General features: G+C 76.8%; 6 protein-coding genes and 1 pseudogene. 3 read left to right on the forward strand and 4 right to left on the reverse strand.

Annotated features, from left to right (window positions below):
- Positions 1-1,141 precede the first annotated feature (1,141 nt).
- From ACFVFR_RS31595 to ACFVFR_RS31605, 3 genes are all read left to right on the forward strand, one after another.
- Entirely contained in the window at positions 1,142-2,158 is a 1,017-nt protein-coding gene (locus ACFVFR_RS31595; protein ID WP_383708033.1) for a DUF1906 domain-containing protein, read from the forward strand.
- A gap of 406 nt (positions 2,159-2,564) precedes the next feature.
- Positions 2,565-3,104, forward strand: a complete 540-nt coding sequence (locus tag ACFVFR_RS31600) for a SigE family RNA polymerase sigma factor (protein ID WP_383708035.1) — start codon at positions 2,565-2,567, stop codon at positions 3,102-3,104.
- A gap of 1,185 nt (positions 3,105-4,289) precedes the next feature.
- On the forward strand, positions 4,290-5,942 hold the full coding sequence (locus tag ACFVFR_RS31605) for a long-chain fatty acid--CoA ligase (protein ID WP_383708037.1): 1,653 nt from the start codon (positions 4,290-4,292) through the stop codon (positions 5,940-5,942).
- 290 nt (positions 5,943-6,232) lie between these two features.
- On the opposite strand, the gene ACFVFR_RS31610 is transcribed toward ACFVFR_RS31605, so the two are convergent.
- From ACFVFR_RS31610 to ACFVFR_RS31625, 4 genes and pseudogenes are all read right to left on the reverse strand, one after another.
- Positions 6,233-7,057 carry a polysaccharide lyase family 7 protein gene (locus ACFVFR_RS31610; protein WP_383708039.1) on the reverse strand — a complete coding sequence of 275 codons (825 nt, stop codon included), beginning with the start codon at positions 7,055-7,057 and terminating at the stop codon, positions 6,233-6,235.
- Between the two features lie 1,918 nt (positions 7,058-8,975).
- Positions 8,976-9,848 (reverse strand): class I SAM-dependent methyltransferase, encoded by an 873-nt coding sequence (locus ACFVFR_RS31615; RefSeq protein WP_383708041.1) that lies wholly within the window; start codon positions 9,846-9,848, stop codon positions 8,976-8,978.
- 624 nt (positions 9,849-10,472) lie between these two features.
- Complete coding sequence (locus ACFVFR_RS31620; RefSeq protein WP_383708043.1) at positions 10,473-10,604, reverse strand: hypothetical protein; 132 nt, start codon at positions 10,602-10,604, stop codon at positions 10,473-10,475.
- Positions 10,605-11,492: 888 nt separating this feature from the next.
- Positions 11,493-12,815, reverse strand: a pseudogene (locus tag ACFVFR_RS31625) (PAS domain S-box protein); the annotation flags it as partial.
- Positions 12,816-14,524 lie beyond the last annotated feature (1,709 nt).

Here is a 14,524-nt window from a genome sequence, read left to right on the forward strand (position 1 = left end):
CCCTCTCCCCGGGCGTGGTGCCGCGCTGGGTGGTGGGGGGTGGGGCCGGGGTGGTGGGGTGGGGGGGCGCGGCCCCCCCCGCCGCCCCCCCCCCCGCGGCTGTGGTGCGCCCGTGCGGGGGAGCGTGCGCGACCGAGGGCACCCACGGACGGCTCGCCCCCACCGGTCAGCCGCGCCCCCGTGATGCGTCCTGCTGACCGCCCGCCCGTTCCCGCACGCGGAGTCCGGGGGCGGAGCCGGTGCGAGTGCGGGGCGCGGATCTCGTGCCTGGCAGAGGTGCCGTACGCCAGGACGTGCGTGGTGCCGTACGTTCTGCCGCTGCCGCTGCCGCTGCCGCTGCCGCTGCCGCTGCCGCTGCCGCTGCCGCTGCCGCTGCCGCTGCCGCTGCCGCTGCCGCTGCCGCTGCCGCACGGTGCGGAGGTGCGGGGCTCGCGGGCGCGGGCGCGTGGCGCGCGCGCCCGAGCGCGCTGGTACGCGTACGCGCTGCGCACGCCGGTCGGGCCGCCCCCGATTCACCCGGGCCCGGTGTCCCGGACAACGAGCCGCCTGCCCCTGACCCACCGGACACCGTGGCCCGGACACCGATCGGTCTGCCGCCGCCCGCCCCACCCCCGACCCCTCGCCCCCGCCCGCTCCTGGTCCACCGACGCTGCTCCAGGGGCCCGATCCGCCCGGTGGTGTGGCCGTTCGGCGTGGGTGCGGGGGGGAGGGCGGAGGCGCGAGGGCGGCTCGGGGTACCACGTCCGGGCTAGGCCGGGGGCGTGATCGGGGGCAGACGGCTGAACGACAGGCGTGTCTGCGGGCGGCGCGGGAGCGCGATGCCTTCACTCGGTTTATGGGACAAACGTATGGCACGCGCGGGCAGGGCCCGCGGTCTTGGCGTCCGGGGCGCCGTCGGCCCGTCGGGCCCGTTCGGCCGGTCACGGCCGGCGGGCGGCACCGGAGGATCAGCTCCCGACGGCGGTGGCTCGTACGGCTGTGGCGGCCGGCGCGGTGGGCGCCTCCCACGGGGCGGCCGAGCCGGGGCGTGGCGGCGCGGTTCGGGCCGCCCCGGGGCCGGCCGCCCTGGCTGCCGCCACGGCAGGCGCCACCGACCCGGCGCCCCGGGTGGTTTCGCCGCTCCGGGCGGCTGGCGGGCGGCGTGGTCGCGCTGCTGACGGCGCTCGCCTCGCTGTGCGGCGTCCTGGTGGCCGGTCCGGTGTCGGTGGCGGAGAGCCGGGACGAGGGGCGTACGGGCGGCGCGACGTTGGGCCGTAGCGCCCCGGTCCGTACCGCGCCCTCCCGCATCACGCCCGTGCACGTCACTCCCGCGCGGGCCCGTACGGCGCCCGCCCGTGCCGAACAGCGGGCCGTCGCGCCCGCGCGCACCACTCCGGACACGCCCCCGGACACGCCCGCCGCGCGCCGGCCGGTCGGCGCGCCCGCCGTGGAAGCGCCCAAGCGGCGGGTCTTCCAGGGCTGGGCCTTCGACCGGTGTCAGGCGCCACCGGTGAGCACGATGCGGGCCTGGAGTGCCTCCCCCTACCGTGGCGTCGGCGTCTACTTCGGGGGCCGTGGCCGGCACTGCCGGACGCAGAAGTACCTCGACAAGGGCTGGGTGCGCGAGGTCACGAAGCTGGGGTGGAACGTCCTGCCGGTGTACGTGGGATCGCAGTCGCCGTGTGTGATCGCGAAGATGAAGCGGAAGTACACCATCGGGGACAACGCCTGGGCTCAGGGGCGCGCGGAGGCGCGGGACGCCGTGGCGAGCGCGGGCCGGCTGGGCATGGTCCGGGGCAGCGCGCTCTACCTCGACATGGAGGCGTACCACCACCGGCGCTACCGGTGTGGGCGCACCACGCTGGCGTTCGTGCGCTCCTGGAGCCGCGAGGTACGCCAGCAGGGGTACGTGCCGGGCTTCTACAGCAGCGCGAACTCGGGGGTACGTCACATGGAGCAGTCCCGTAAGGCGGGCGAGCCGGATCTGCCGGAGGTGATGTGGTTCGCGCGGTGGAACGTACCCCCGTCGTTGTACGGCGAGAAGTGGCTGGACCGTCAGGCGTGGCATCCGCACCGGCGCATCCACCAGTACGCGGGGGACGTCGTCGAGGAGCACGGGGGCCGTCGGCTGGCCATCGACCGCAACCGGGTGGACGCGCCGGTCGCGGTCGTCCGCTGAGCCGGCCCCCTGCCTGGCCGGCCCCCTGCCTGGCCGACCCCGTGCTTGACCGGCCCCCTGCCTGGCCGGTCGGCTGGGCGGGGGCGCCCGGGCCGGCTGGTCGGGCGACCTGCCGGGGCCGCTCCGTCCGGCCCGCCCGTCGCGGGCCGGGCGGTGGCCTCTCCGGGCCGTGGTCCTACCTGGGGTCCACGCACCCGGAAGGGTGTCGGACCCCTGTCGTGCCAGGCGTGGCATGCCGCGACGGGTGGGAACGGCGCTTGGCGCCCGGTCGCGCAACCCTGACAGACCCTGAGAGCCCTCCGCCCGTAGGAGGTGGTGTCAGCCCCACCCGTACAACCAGAGGCGGACTTTGCTTCGGCACCTACGGCCGATCCGCGCGGGTGGCTCCGCTTCTAGCGTTATCGCCATGACCACGCCTGTGTGCAACAGCGCATCCACTGCTAGCACCGCCGGGTTCCCGTCGTTCACGTCGTACGTGCGGGACCGCGGCCCGGTGCTGCTGCGTACCGCCCGGTCGCTGACCGCGAACCCGAGCGACGCGGAAGACCTGCTCCAGACGGCGCTCACCAAGACGTATCTGGCGTGGGAACGAATAGAGGACCACCGCGCGCTCGACGGCTACGTGCGCCGGGCCCTGGTGAACACCCGCACCTCGCAGTGGCGCAAGCGCAAGGTGGACGAGTTCTGCTGCGAGGAGCTGCCGGAGCCCGACCCGACGCCGGCGCCCGACCCCGCCGAGCAGCAGGTGCTGCGGGACGCGATGTGGCGCGCGGTGGTCCGGCTCCCGGACCGGCAGCGCGCCATGGTCGTCCTGCGGTACTACGAGGACCTGAGCGAGGCGCAGACCGCCGAGCTGCTCGGGGTCTCGATCGGCACCGTCAAGAGCGCCGTCTCCCGCGCCCTCGGCAAGCTCCGTGAGGACCCGGAGCTGAGCCAGGCCGCGTAGGGCCCGCGGCGCCCCGGGCGAGGGCCGCCGCTTCCCGCCTCGCGGCATCGCCCGCGCGGGGGGCCCGGTTCCGGCCCCGTTTCGCCCGCGCGGCCGTCGTCCCGCGTGAGACCGTCCCGGGTGAGACGGCGCTGGGTGAGACAGCGTGGGGTGAGACTGCCGCGGACGAGACGGCGCGGGGTGAGACCGTCCCGGGTGTGTCCCCTCCGCGTACGAGACCGCCCCGGGTGAGATCGCCGCGGCCGAGGCCGCCGCGCGAGAGGTTGCCTGGGTGGGTGCCCTGTTCGCGCCCCGTCGGATCGGCCGGTGGCGCGTCGTCGGCTCGCCGGTCGGTAGGGGCCCGCCCCGCGTACGGCCGGGCCCCGTGACCAGTGGTCCCCACACCGCCGCGGTCTCCGCACCGCCGCGCCGCGCCGCCCGCCCCGGCACCACCGACCCGCCCGGCGCTCGCCCCAGAGCCAGCCGGTGAGCACCCCGCGTTCCGCGCCCGGCACCCCGTGGACCTGGACGTATCCCGCAACCCGCCTCTGCCCCAGACGCGCCGCACGCCCCCGACGCGCCGGGCCGCGCTGCCCCGCGCGCCTGCCCCGCGCGCCTGCCCCGCGCCGTGCTTTCGGCGAGCCCGGCCCCGTCTCCGTATCCCGGCAGACGTGCCCGGGCCGGGCCCACCCCGGCCCGGCCCGCCCCGGCCCGACCCACCTCGGCCGGGTCCCGCGCCGCATGTCGCGCGGCGCGGTACGCGCGCCACCCGGGCCGACGCGATGCGCCGCACCCCGTCACCACCCGCTCCCCGGTCCCGACGCCCCTCGCCCCCGGGCCATGCCCGGCCCGTGCCCGGGCCGCGTCCCGACGCGCCCGTTCCGCCGCCTCGGGTACGGCTGTCGCCGTGCCGGCGGACCGCGTCGCGTAGCGGAACTCACACCACCGGCCCGGCCCGGCCGCGCGCCGTACGCGGGCTCGCGTTCGCGCTGGCCGGCCACCCTAAGGGCGTACGCGCTGCTCCGCGCGCCTTTCGGGGCGCTACACGACCCCGCGCGCTCCGGGTGGGCCGCGCGCCGGTCGTGCCGTAGCGTCCGAAACGGGCCCCGGCGGAGCCCGCGCCTAGTGACATCCCACCGGGTGGCTGCGATATTTCAGCGCATCCCTTACTCGCGCGTAACTCACACCCTTTTCTCGGAGGTCCCGGTGCTGAGCACGATGCAGGACGTACCGCTGACGGTCAGCCGCATTCTGCGGCACGGCTCGGTGGTGCACGGCAACTCGCAGGTGATCACCTGGACGGGAGAGGGAGCGCCGGAGCGGCGCACGTTCGCCGAGATAGGCGAGCGGTGCGCGCGGCTCGCGCACGCGCTCCACGACGAGCTGGGGATACGCGGTGACCAGCGCATTGGCACGCTCATGTGGAACAACGGCGAGCACCTTGAGGCGTACCTGGCGGTGCCGTCCATGGGCGCCGTCCTGCACACGCTCAACCTGCGGCTGCCGGCCGACCAGCTCGTCTGGATCGTGAACCACGCGGCGGACCGGGTGCTGCTGGTGAACGGTTCGCTGCTGCCGCTGCTCGCGCCGCTGCTGCCGCACCTGCCGACGGTGGAGCATGTGGTCGTGGCCGGCGCGGGCGACCGGTCGGTGCTCGCGGACGCGCGCCCGCAGGTGCACGAGTACGAGGAACTGCTGGCCGGGCGGCCGTCCAGCTACGACTGGCCGGAACTGGACGAGCGCGAGGCCGGAGTGCTCTGCTACACCTCCGGGACGACCGGCGACCCGAAGGGCGTCGCGTACAGCCACCGGTCGATCTACCTGCACGCCATGCAGGTCAACAACGCCGAGGCGTTCGCGATGACGGTGGCGGACACGATGTTGCCGGTGGTGCCGATGTTTCACGTGAATGCGTGGGGGCTGCCGCACGCCGCGTTCATGGCCGGCACCACGCTGCTGATGCCCGACCGGTTCCTCCAGGCCGCGCCGCTCGCCGAGATGATCGAGGTCGAGCGCCCCACGCTGGCCGCCGCCGTGCCCACCATCTGGCAGGGCCTGCTGGCCGAGCTGGACGCGCGCCGGCGCGACGTCGCCTCGCTGCGCAGCGTCATCATCGGCGGCGCGGCCTGCCCGCCCTCGCTGATGCGCGCGTTCTGGGACCGGCACGCGGTGCGCGTCCTGCACGCCTGGGGCATGACCGAGACCTCGCCGCTCGGCTGCATCGCCCACCCGCCGCGCGGGCTGAGCGAGGAGGAGGAGTGGGCCTACCGGGCCACCCAGGGGCGTTTCCCCGCCTCGGTGGAGGCCAGGCTCGCCGGCGCGGACGGTACGTTCCAGCCGTGGGACGGGCGGTCGGCGGGCGAGCTCGAGGTGCGCGGGCCGTGGATCGCGGGGGCGTACTACGGGGGCGCGGCCGGGGAGCCGCTGCGCCCGGAGGACAAGTTCAGCCCGGACGGCTGGCTGCGCACCGGCGACGTCGGCACCATCACGCCGGACGGCTACCTGACGCTGACCGACCGGGCCAAGGACGTCATCAAGTCCGGCGGCGAGTGGATCTCCTCCGTGGAACTGGAGAACCACCTGATGGCGCACCCGGGCGTGGCGGAGGCCGCCGTGGTGGCGGTGCCGGACGACAAGTGGGGAGAGCGCCCGCTGGCGACCGTCGTCCTGCGCGAGGACGCGCAGGCGGACTACGAGGAGCTGCGGACCTTCCTCGCCGAGCGCATCGCGCGCTGGCAGTTGCCGGAGCGCTGGGCGCTGGTGCCGGCGGTGCCCAAGACGAGCGTGGGCAAGTTCGACAAGAAGGTGATCCGCCGGCAGTACGCGGAGGGCGAGTTGGACGTGACCCGACTGGGTTGAGGCCCGGCGCGGCGGACGGGGCGTGGCCGGCGGCGGGCCCGCCCGGGCCGGGCCGACCCGTGGTCGTACGGGTACGGGGGGCCGTAGGGGACACGGACCGGTGCCGGTCGGGTGTCGACCCGTGGTCGTACGGGGTCGGCCCTCGGTACTACGGGGCTGACCCGCGTGTCACGGTTGCGACCCGTGGTCGTACGGGATGGCCCCGTGGTACTCCGGGTTGCGCTCCGCTGGTCGTACGGGGCCGGCCCGCTGGTCGTACGGGGTCGGCCCGCCCCTCGCCGCGTACCCGCTCAGTCGTCGTGCTTGACGGTCAGTCCGTGCAGGACGGTCTCACCGTAGTTGCCGGAGTCGCACGGGTCCGTGTTGCCACAGTGGGCCTGGGTGTAGGCGCCGGCCTTGAAGTAGTTGCCGGAGCCGGAGTAGGAGATCGTGGTCTGCAACTCGCCGTTGTAGTACGCCTTGATCTTGCCGCCCGCCACCACGAACTTGGCCTCGAAGACGGTGCCGAGCTTGTAGTCGTCGGTGACCAGCCGGTGGTGCGTGGTGTTTTTCTCGGTGATGTAGAGCTTCGTGCCCTCCAGGCGGAAGACGGTGACGTCGTCGTCCCCGCCGTGGATCTGGGCGCCCACCACGTAGGGGCGCTTCTTGGGCAGGTGGGTGAAGGCTTCGCGGACGGTGAGGGTGTGGGTGCCCGACTTCGCGGACCAACTCGCCTTGTCCTTACCGCCGTTCTTCATCTCGCGCAGCTCCGAGCGCGGGTTCTTCGACCCGCCGGTGGTGACGCCGTTCACGGGCGCGCGGAACTGTACGCCCGTGCCGTCCGCCGCGACCGTGAAGTAGGGGTCGTTGGAGTACGTGGCCAGCTTCGGTTGCGTGATCTCGGTCGGGTGCTCGTCCTTGCCGATGGGGAGGGTCAGTTTCCAGTTCCTGAGGTCGAGCACGTCCGCCGGCACCCGGGCGGCCCGGTCGCCCGTACGCGCGGCGGCCGGATCGGCACCCGGCGTACGCCCCGCGTCGGCCGCGCGCGCGGCCCCCGGGACGGCGGCGAACGAGGCGGCCAGCGCGGTGGCGACGGCCAGTGCCGCGCGGCACCGCGGCGTGAAGGTAACGGCCATGGTGAACTCTCCCTCTGTCGCGTTCTGTCAGCTTCTGTCGCGATGCTTTCCGTACGGCGTCGCGTGCGGTCACGTCCTGCACGGTCACGTCGCGTACGGCGCATCTCGTGCGGGCGTTTCCCGGACGGCCGCGTCGCGTGCGGCGCGTCTCGTGCGGGCGTTTCCCGGACGGCCGCGTCGCGTGCGGGTGTTTCCCGTACGCCGTGTTCCGCACGGGTGCCTTCCGTGCGGCGTGTCGGGTGGGTGGCGGGGGGAGTCAGGCCGACCGCCCGGCGGGGCCCTCGGGATGGGCCCCGCCGGGCGGCGGGTGGCCGGAAGTCACGGGGCCCGGCGCGCCTCCCCTCACGACGAGCGCTCGCCGCACCGATCCGCCCCCCCCCCGGGGCGCGCGGCCCTGTGCGGTGGGCCGCGCCGGATCGCCGACGCTTCCCGTGGCTTCCGGTTCCCATCCCAGGCGGCCACGAGTTGTTCGGCAAGCGGCCCGACCTCGGCAAACAATTCCGCTCTCCGCCTCGTGTGGCGGCACGCGAGGCGGAGAGCCCCGGCCCTGTCGGCTCAGCGCCGAGCCCCGACGCCCGGCCCCCCGCTCCCGGAGCCCTCACCGATTCGAGGCGAGCCCCCACCGGGCACGAGCCCGGCCCGTACGAGGAGACCTCGCCCGTACGGGGAGACCCCGCCCGTACGGGGAGACCCCGCCCCTACGGGTGGGCCCTCGCCCCCTACGGGTGAGGGCCGGGGCGCGACCCTCGCGGGGACACGACGGGGCGTGACCCTCGCGGGGACACGTCAACTGGGCCCGCGTGTGGGCGAGGCAGGGCAAGGGGGCCGTTTCCTCCTCCGAGAGGGAGAAACGCGTCACCCGCGTGCGCATCCGGCGCGGGCGGGCCGCGACGCTGACGACCGGCCGGGACCCAGGTCAGGGCGGACCGTGGACGACGCCGCGACCCCACTGCCCATCGCCCACCGTGAGGTAGCCGGCAGTGCCGGCGGCCCGACCAGAACACGAGGCAAGGTCGCGGCGACTGACGGATTCCCTCGCAGGGCGCGACAGGATGCGTCAAGGTGCTTACGGAGTAAGCGAGTTGACTCTCGCGGGGAGCGGGGAGCGGGGAGCGGGGAGCGGGCCCCCGGGCTCGGCGTCGTTGCGAGATCCTGCCCACCGCCAGCCTGGTGCCCCCTCGGCCGCCAGCCCCGCGCCGGCGAACGCCCCGCTCCAACCAGCCGTGTCCCCGGCGGACACCCCTCGCCAGCAGCCGAGCCGCTCTGGCCGCCGGTACGCTCCGGCTGGCGAAGCGCACCGTAAGACGCCGTCGTCGGACGGTCACCGAAACCAGGAACAGCCCCCGAGGCAGGCCCCGTTCCGCGTACGCGTCACGGGAGAAGCGACCCACTGGCCTTCCCCCCGTACGCCCCGCCGAGTCGTGGAGCGTGGTGCGGTTGGGTTGCCGGACTGGCCTCGGTGCGCGGTGTCTTCCCGTGCGTTGCGCTCGGGCGCCCGTCCGAGAGTGGGCGGCGGCCAACTCGGCTGGTCGCACGCCTAACCGGCGCCCGGCACGGGTCGGCGCCGGGCTGGCCCGCCTCCCCCGTCGGCGCCCGGCGTCCCGCCCGGCCCTGCGGTCACGGCCCGGCGTTGGGTTGGCCGGGCCGCCGCTCCGTACGTCTCACCAGGGCGCGGCCCCGCAGTCCGTGGCGCGGAATCGAACGCCTCTCCCGCACACTCCACCGGGGCGTGGAACCGAACCGGCCCCCGCGCGCCCCACCCGAGCCCAAACCCGGCGACGACCCGGATGCCCCGACCGTCGGGCCGAACCCGTCGTGCCGGCACGTCGCGTATCGCCCTCCGGCGGCGGCGTCCCGAGCGAGGTCGTCCCGTACGGGGGCGCCCCGTACGAGGTCTTCCCGTACGGGGGGCGCCCCGTCAGCGGGTGGCCAGGAGGAAGTCCTCGCCGGTGGAGGGGCGTAGGCCGTCGGGGCGGTGGGCGAAGTAGCGGTCGGCCAGGGTGGTGCCGGGGAGGTGGCGGGCGTCGTCGAAACCGGCCTCGTGGGCGAGGGCGACCATCTCCTTGGGGGTGTAGAAGCTGATGAACGGCGTGCCGGCCGCGCGCGCCTTCGGTCTGGTCGCCTCCAGCGCGGGGCGGTCGGCGTCGGCGACGAGGTCGGTCGGCAGCATGAACGTCATGGCCAGCGTCGAGCCGGGGGCCAGCCCGGCCAGTCGGCGCAGGGCCTGCGCGGTGGCCTCCTTCGTGAGGTACATGGTCACCCCGGCGCAGGCCACCACCGCCGGCCGGCTCCGGTCGAAGCCGGCGTCGGCGAGCCGCTCCCACCAGTCCTCGCCCGCCTCGAAGTCCACCGGCACCAGCCGCAGCCCGTCCGGCACCCCGTACCCCAGCTCCGTCAGGCGTCGGCGCTTCCACGCCTGGGTGGCCGGCTGGTCGATCTCGAAGACCCGCACCCCGGCGGCGGCCTCCGGCCTGCGCTGGGCGTAGCTGTCCAGACCGGCGCCCAACACGACGTACTGGTCGACCCCTTGGGCCACCTGCTCGGCGAGCAGGTCCTCGACGAACCGCGCACGCGCCACGATGGCCGCCCGGAACCCGCTGGTGGCCCGCGCGTCCATGTCGGGGCGCCGCTCCCAGTCCGCGCCCGGGTCCGCCAGCCGCAGACCGACCTCGTCCCGGAGTACGTGCGGCGGCGGGTCGGCCCGTACGTGCAGCGCCCGCCACAGGGCCACCCGCACCGCCGTGTGATCCGGCGTGCGCTCGTTCTGGTCGCCGTTCCGTTCGTCCGCCACGATGACCTGCTCTCCTCGAAGTGTTCCCGATCAGGACCCGACGCCCCGCGCGCGAGCGCCCGCACTGCCCTACCGGCCCCGCGCGTCGGGCCGTACGACGCGATCCCGCGTCCCACGGCGCCTCCACCGCAGCGCACCTCGCCCCAGCGCATCTCGCCCCAGCGCATCTCGCCCCAGCGCATCTCGCCCTCGCGCGTACGGGGCATGGCGTGCCTCGTACCAACGACGGGGGCCGTCACGGATCGCCGGGCGGGATCCGGGCAGGTGAGGTGAGGAGGCGCGCGGGTCGGGGAGGGCGGAAGTACGCGCCCCGGGCGCGCCGGTCGAGCCGCCCCGTGGCGTACTCCCTCCTCCGTGCTCGACCTCCCCGGTAACCGGCCCCCGGCGTGGGCGGGCCGGCGGCGTCGTGGTCGATGACGTGTCGTGACGCGGCGCCGCACGGCGCGGTGGACGCCGCCCGCGTACGTCGCGTGCGTGCTCGTTACGCCTGGTCAGGGGCTGAGTCCGCGTGCTGGCGGCACGCTCGGGGCCCGGCCCGGCCCGGCCCGCCTCTGGCTCCGCTTCCGGCCCCGGCCCCGAACTCGGTCCGGGGCCCGACCGCGTGCGTGGCGCGGGGTGTTGACATCACTCCGCCGGGGCCCGAGCCTCCCGGCGTATGCCGTCGGGGCGGTCGCCCCACGCTGTGCCGGGGTCGCCGCCCGGGCGGGCCGGGACGACGACCGGGCCCGTGCTGGTGTGCGCGATGGTGTGGCTCATGCCGACCATCGTGCCAAGGGGGTCTGACAATTGGCCGCGCGGCGACGGTTGTTGGAGGTCAACGAGGGTTCAACGGCGTCGGACGGCGACCGGTGACGCCCGCCCGCCGCCCGAACCGCGCCCGCCCCGCCCCGGCACACGACCGTTCCGACTCCCCCGGACGCCAGCGCGTCCGGCCACGACCGACGCCCACCCGGGCCGGTTCCGCCTGTCGGGCCCAGCCCCGCACGTCATGCGTTCGGCTTCGCGTGACGCGCGCCCGACCGGCTCCCGTCAGCCCGGCGGCTCACGCCCACTCCGGCCGGTTCCGACGGCTCGGCCCAGCTCCGCAGGTCACGCGTCCCGCCCGGCCCTCACCGGACCCGGCTGCGATCGGCGCCCCCCTCGGGGCCGCCTGCGCGACCCAGACCCGCAGGTCACGCGCCTGGTCCCGCCCGGCATGCGCCCGGCCCCGCCCGGCATGCGCCTGGTCCGGCCGCTGTCGGCCCGGTGGCCCACACCCGCCCCGGTGTTCCGACGGTCCGGCCCCGCAGGCCACGCGCCCGGCTCCGCGCACCACGCGCGCCCCGCTCCCCGCCCCACGTGCCCGGCCCGACTCCTGTCGCCCCAGCGGACTCACGCCCACCCCAGCCGGCTCCGACAGCCTGGCTCGGCCCCGCACGTCACGGGTACCGGACTGCACGCCCCACGCCCAGCCCCCACGCCCAGCCCCCACGCCCAACCCGGCCGTCACCGGCCAGGGCCAGGGCTACGACCGACGCCCACCCCCGGCCGGCCCCGGGCGCGGTCCAACCGCCCCGCGCGATCCAACCACCCCGCGCGGTCCAGCCACCCCGCGCGTTCCGCGCGCCTGGCGTTCCGCGCGCCTGGCGCGCCTCGCGTGGGCCGCTAGTTGGTGCCGATCTTGGCCAGCAGGTCCACGATGCGGCCCTGGACCTCGGGGCTCGTCGAGCGCTCCGCGAGGAAGAGCACGGTCTCGCCGGAGCTGAGTCGGGAGAGCTGGCCCGGGTCGATGTCGGCGGAGGTGTAGACGACCAGCGGGGTGCGGTTGAGCAGGCCGTTGCCGCGCAGCCAGTCGACGATGCCGGCGCGCCGTCGGCGTACCTGCATCAGGTCCATGACCACCAGGTTGGGCCGGGTCTGGGCGGCGAGGTTGACCGCCTCGGCGTCCGTGTTCGCGCGCGCGACCTGCATGCCGCGCCGTTGCAACGTCGCGTTGAGCGCGCCCGCGATCGGCTCGTGCTCCTCGATGAGCAACACCCGTGGCGGGTGCTGCTCGCTGTCGCGCGGGGCCAGTGCCTTGAGCAGGACGGCCGGGTCCGCGCCGTACGCCGCCTCCCGGGTCGCCTGCCCGAGGCCGGCCGTGACCAGTACCGGCACCTCGGCCGCCACCGCCGCCGTACGCAGCGACTGGAGCGCTGTCCGCGTGATCGGGCCGGTCAGCGGGTCGACGAACAGCGCGGCGGGGTAGGCGGCGATCTGCGCGTCGACCTCCTCGCGGGAGTGCACGATCACCGGCCGGTAGCCACGGTCGCTCAACGCCTGCTGGGTGGACATGTCGGGCGCCGGCCAGACCAGCAGTCGGCGCGGGTTGTCCAGCGGCTCGGGCGGCAACTCGTCGTCCATCGGCGGGCGGTGGTCGTCGACGACCTCGACCACGCCGTGCGGCCCGTCCAGCGGCTCGGGGCCCTCGGCCCCCTCGTCCGGTGCGCCTATGGCGAAGGCGCGCCCGGCGCCGGAGGCCAGCCGCTGCTGCGGCTGCTGCCCCGCGTGCGGCGACGTGGCCTGCGGCATCGGCTGCGGCGCGCGGTGGGACGGCTGCGCGCGCCCCGGCGGCGGGGCCGCCTCCGGGCCCGGCGCCCGGCCCGCCCCGGCCGGTTCGCCCTCGTGCGGCTGGCCGGCGCCGTCGGGCCCGGCCGCCTCCGCCGGGTATCCCGCCTCGGGGCGCGCGGCCAGCTTCCGTCGTCGGCCCGACCCCGCGACCGCGCCACCGGGCGCGCCCACGGGGGGCTGGCCCGGCTGCTGCGCGACCGGCTGGCCCCCGGCGTGCGGGGGCTGACCGCCGGGCTGTCCCGGCTGGTGTGGCTGCGGTGACTGCCGAAGTGCGGGCGGCTGGTCGGGAATGGCCTGGGCGAACGGCATGCCCTGGCCCAGGGTGCGCACGCTGATCGGGCGGCCCTGCGTGTCATGGCTCGCGTCACGGCGCGGCTCGCCGTGCGGGGGAGCGCCCTGCGGGGCGCCACCGTGCTGGGGCCCGTGCGCGGGGTTGCCCTGCTGCGGGGCGCCGGGCAGCGCGGGCCGCCCGCCCCACGGGTCGGCCGGTCGGGCCTCGCCGCCCGTGGCCTGCCCCGCGGCGCCCGGGTCGCCCAGCGGACGCCGACCGGCGGGCTGTTCGCCCGGCCGGCCCGGCTGCGGGCGGGCGTCGATATGGCCGGGCTGCCCAGCCTGGCCGGGCTGGCCGTGGCGCGCGTCGGCGTCGGGGCGCGGCTGTTCGTCGGCGAGCGGACGCCGCGCGCGCCGCTGCCCCGGCTGGCCCTGCGGTGCCTGGTCGTACGGGCCCTCGCCGCGCGGCGCGCCACCCGCCTCGGCGGGTGTGCCCCACGGCGGAGCGGCCTCGGCACGCGGCTCGGGAACGCCGGGCGCCCACGGCGCGTTGGCCGGCCCCACGCCTTGGGGCCCCACACCTTGAGGCCCCACACCTTGGGGCACCACACCCTGCGGGTCGGCCTCGGGGTGTTGGTCAGCCGCGGCGGGTGGCAGCGCGAACGGCGTACGCCCCGCCGCCACCTCGTGCGCCGCCTGCCGCGGAACGGTCTGCTGCGCGGCGTCGGGCTGCTGGCCCGCGCCCGGCGCGTGCGCCCCTGGCGCGTGTGGCTGGCGCGCCGTGGCGCCCTGCGGCGGCACCGGCTGCTCGGCCTCGCCCAACGCCCGGCGCGCCCGCCGCCGCCCCGTGCCCTGCGGCGCGTCCTGGCCGGGGCCCTGCCCTGGCCCCGGAGCGAGTTCCTGCGGTTGCGGGCGCTGCGGCCCCGCCGCCTCCTGCGGGTCCACCGCCGCGGGCCCACCGTGCGGGGCGGCGGCCCAGCCACCGGAGCGCGGGTCCGCGCCGCCCGGACCCGACGCCGCGGGTCCCGTCTCCGGCCCCGACGGGCGCGCGCCCGTCGGCCCCGGCTGCCGGCCCGGCGCCGCCCCGGGGAGCGCGGCCGGCTCCAGACCGCCCGGTCCCTGTGGCTCGCCCCGCGCGTCGCCCGCGGCGGGCGGAAGCGCCAACGCGCCGCCCTGCGCCGGCCCGCCCGACCGTTGTGCCTGCTCACGCTGCCCGGCGTGCGCGCCGCGCCGTCCGCCCGCCGCGCCGTCCGAGGCGGACTGGCCGGGCTGGCCCTGCGCCGGTACGGGAAGTTGTCCGCCGCGCCCCGGGGCGGCAAGGTGCCCGCCGTGTCGCGAGTCGGCGAGCTGTCGGCTGGCCCGCGGCCCGTCGGCGGCCGGTGCCGCGCCGCCGGCGCGCGGCGGTCCGCCGTCGGGGCCGACCGGTCCCTGTACGGGCCCCGCCCCCGGCGCGCCGGGCAGCGCGACGGCGCCACCCGGCGCCCCCGCCTCGCCTCGCTCCGTACCGTCGCCGCGCGCGTGCCGGTTCGGCCTGCGCCGCTGACCGCCGCTCTGCTCGTCCGCCGCCGGCCCGACCGTGGCCAGTCCGGCGGGGCCCACGGGAATGCCCGGGCCGACCGGAATGCCGCCCGCGCCCGGCGCGCCGGCCGCCCCGTCGGGGCCCGTGGCCCGCTCCTCCGCCGGGTCACGGCGCGCACGCCGGCGCCCGGTGGGCCGCTGCCGGCGCCGAACTGTGGAAGGGCAAGGCCTGGGTCTTCCTCGTCCAGGCGTCGGAGAAGATCACCGACGGCCTGGTGGCGGGCCTGGCGGTCATCGGC

This window comes from Streptomyces sp. NPDC057702, assembly GCF_042799315.1.
Classification (GTDB): Bacteria; Actinomycetota; Actinomycetes; order Streptomycetales; family Streptomycetaceae; genus Streptomyces.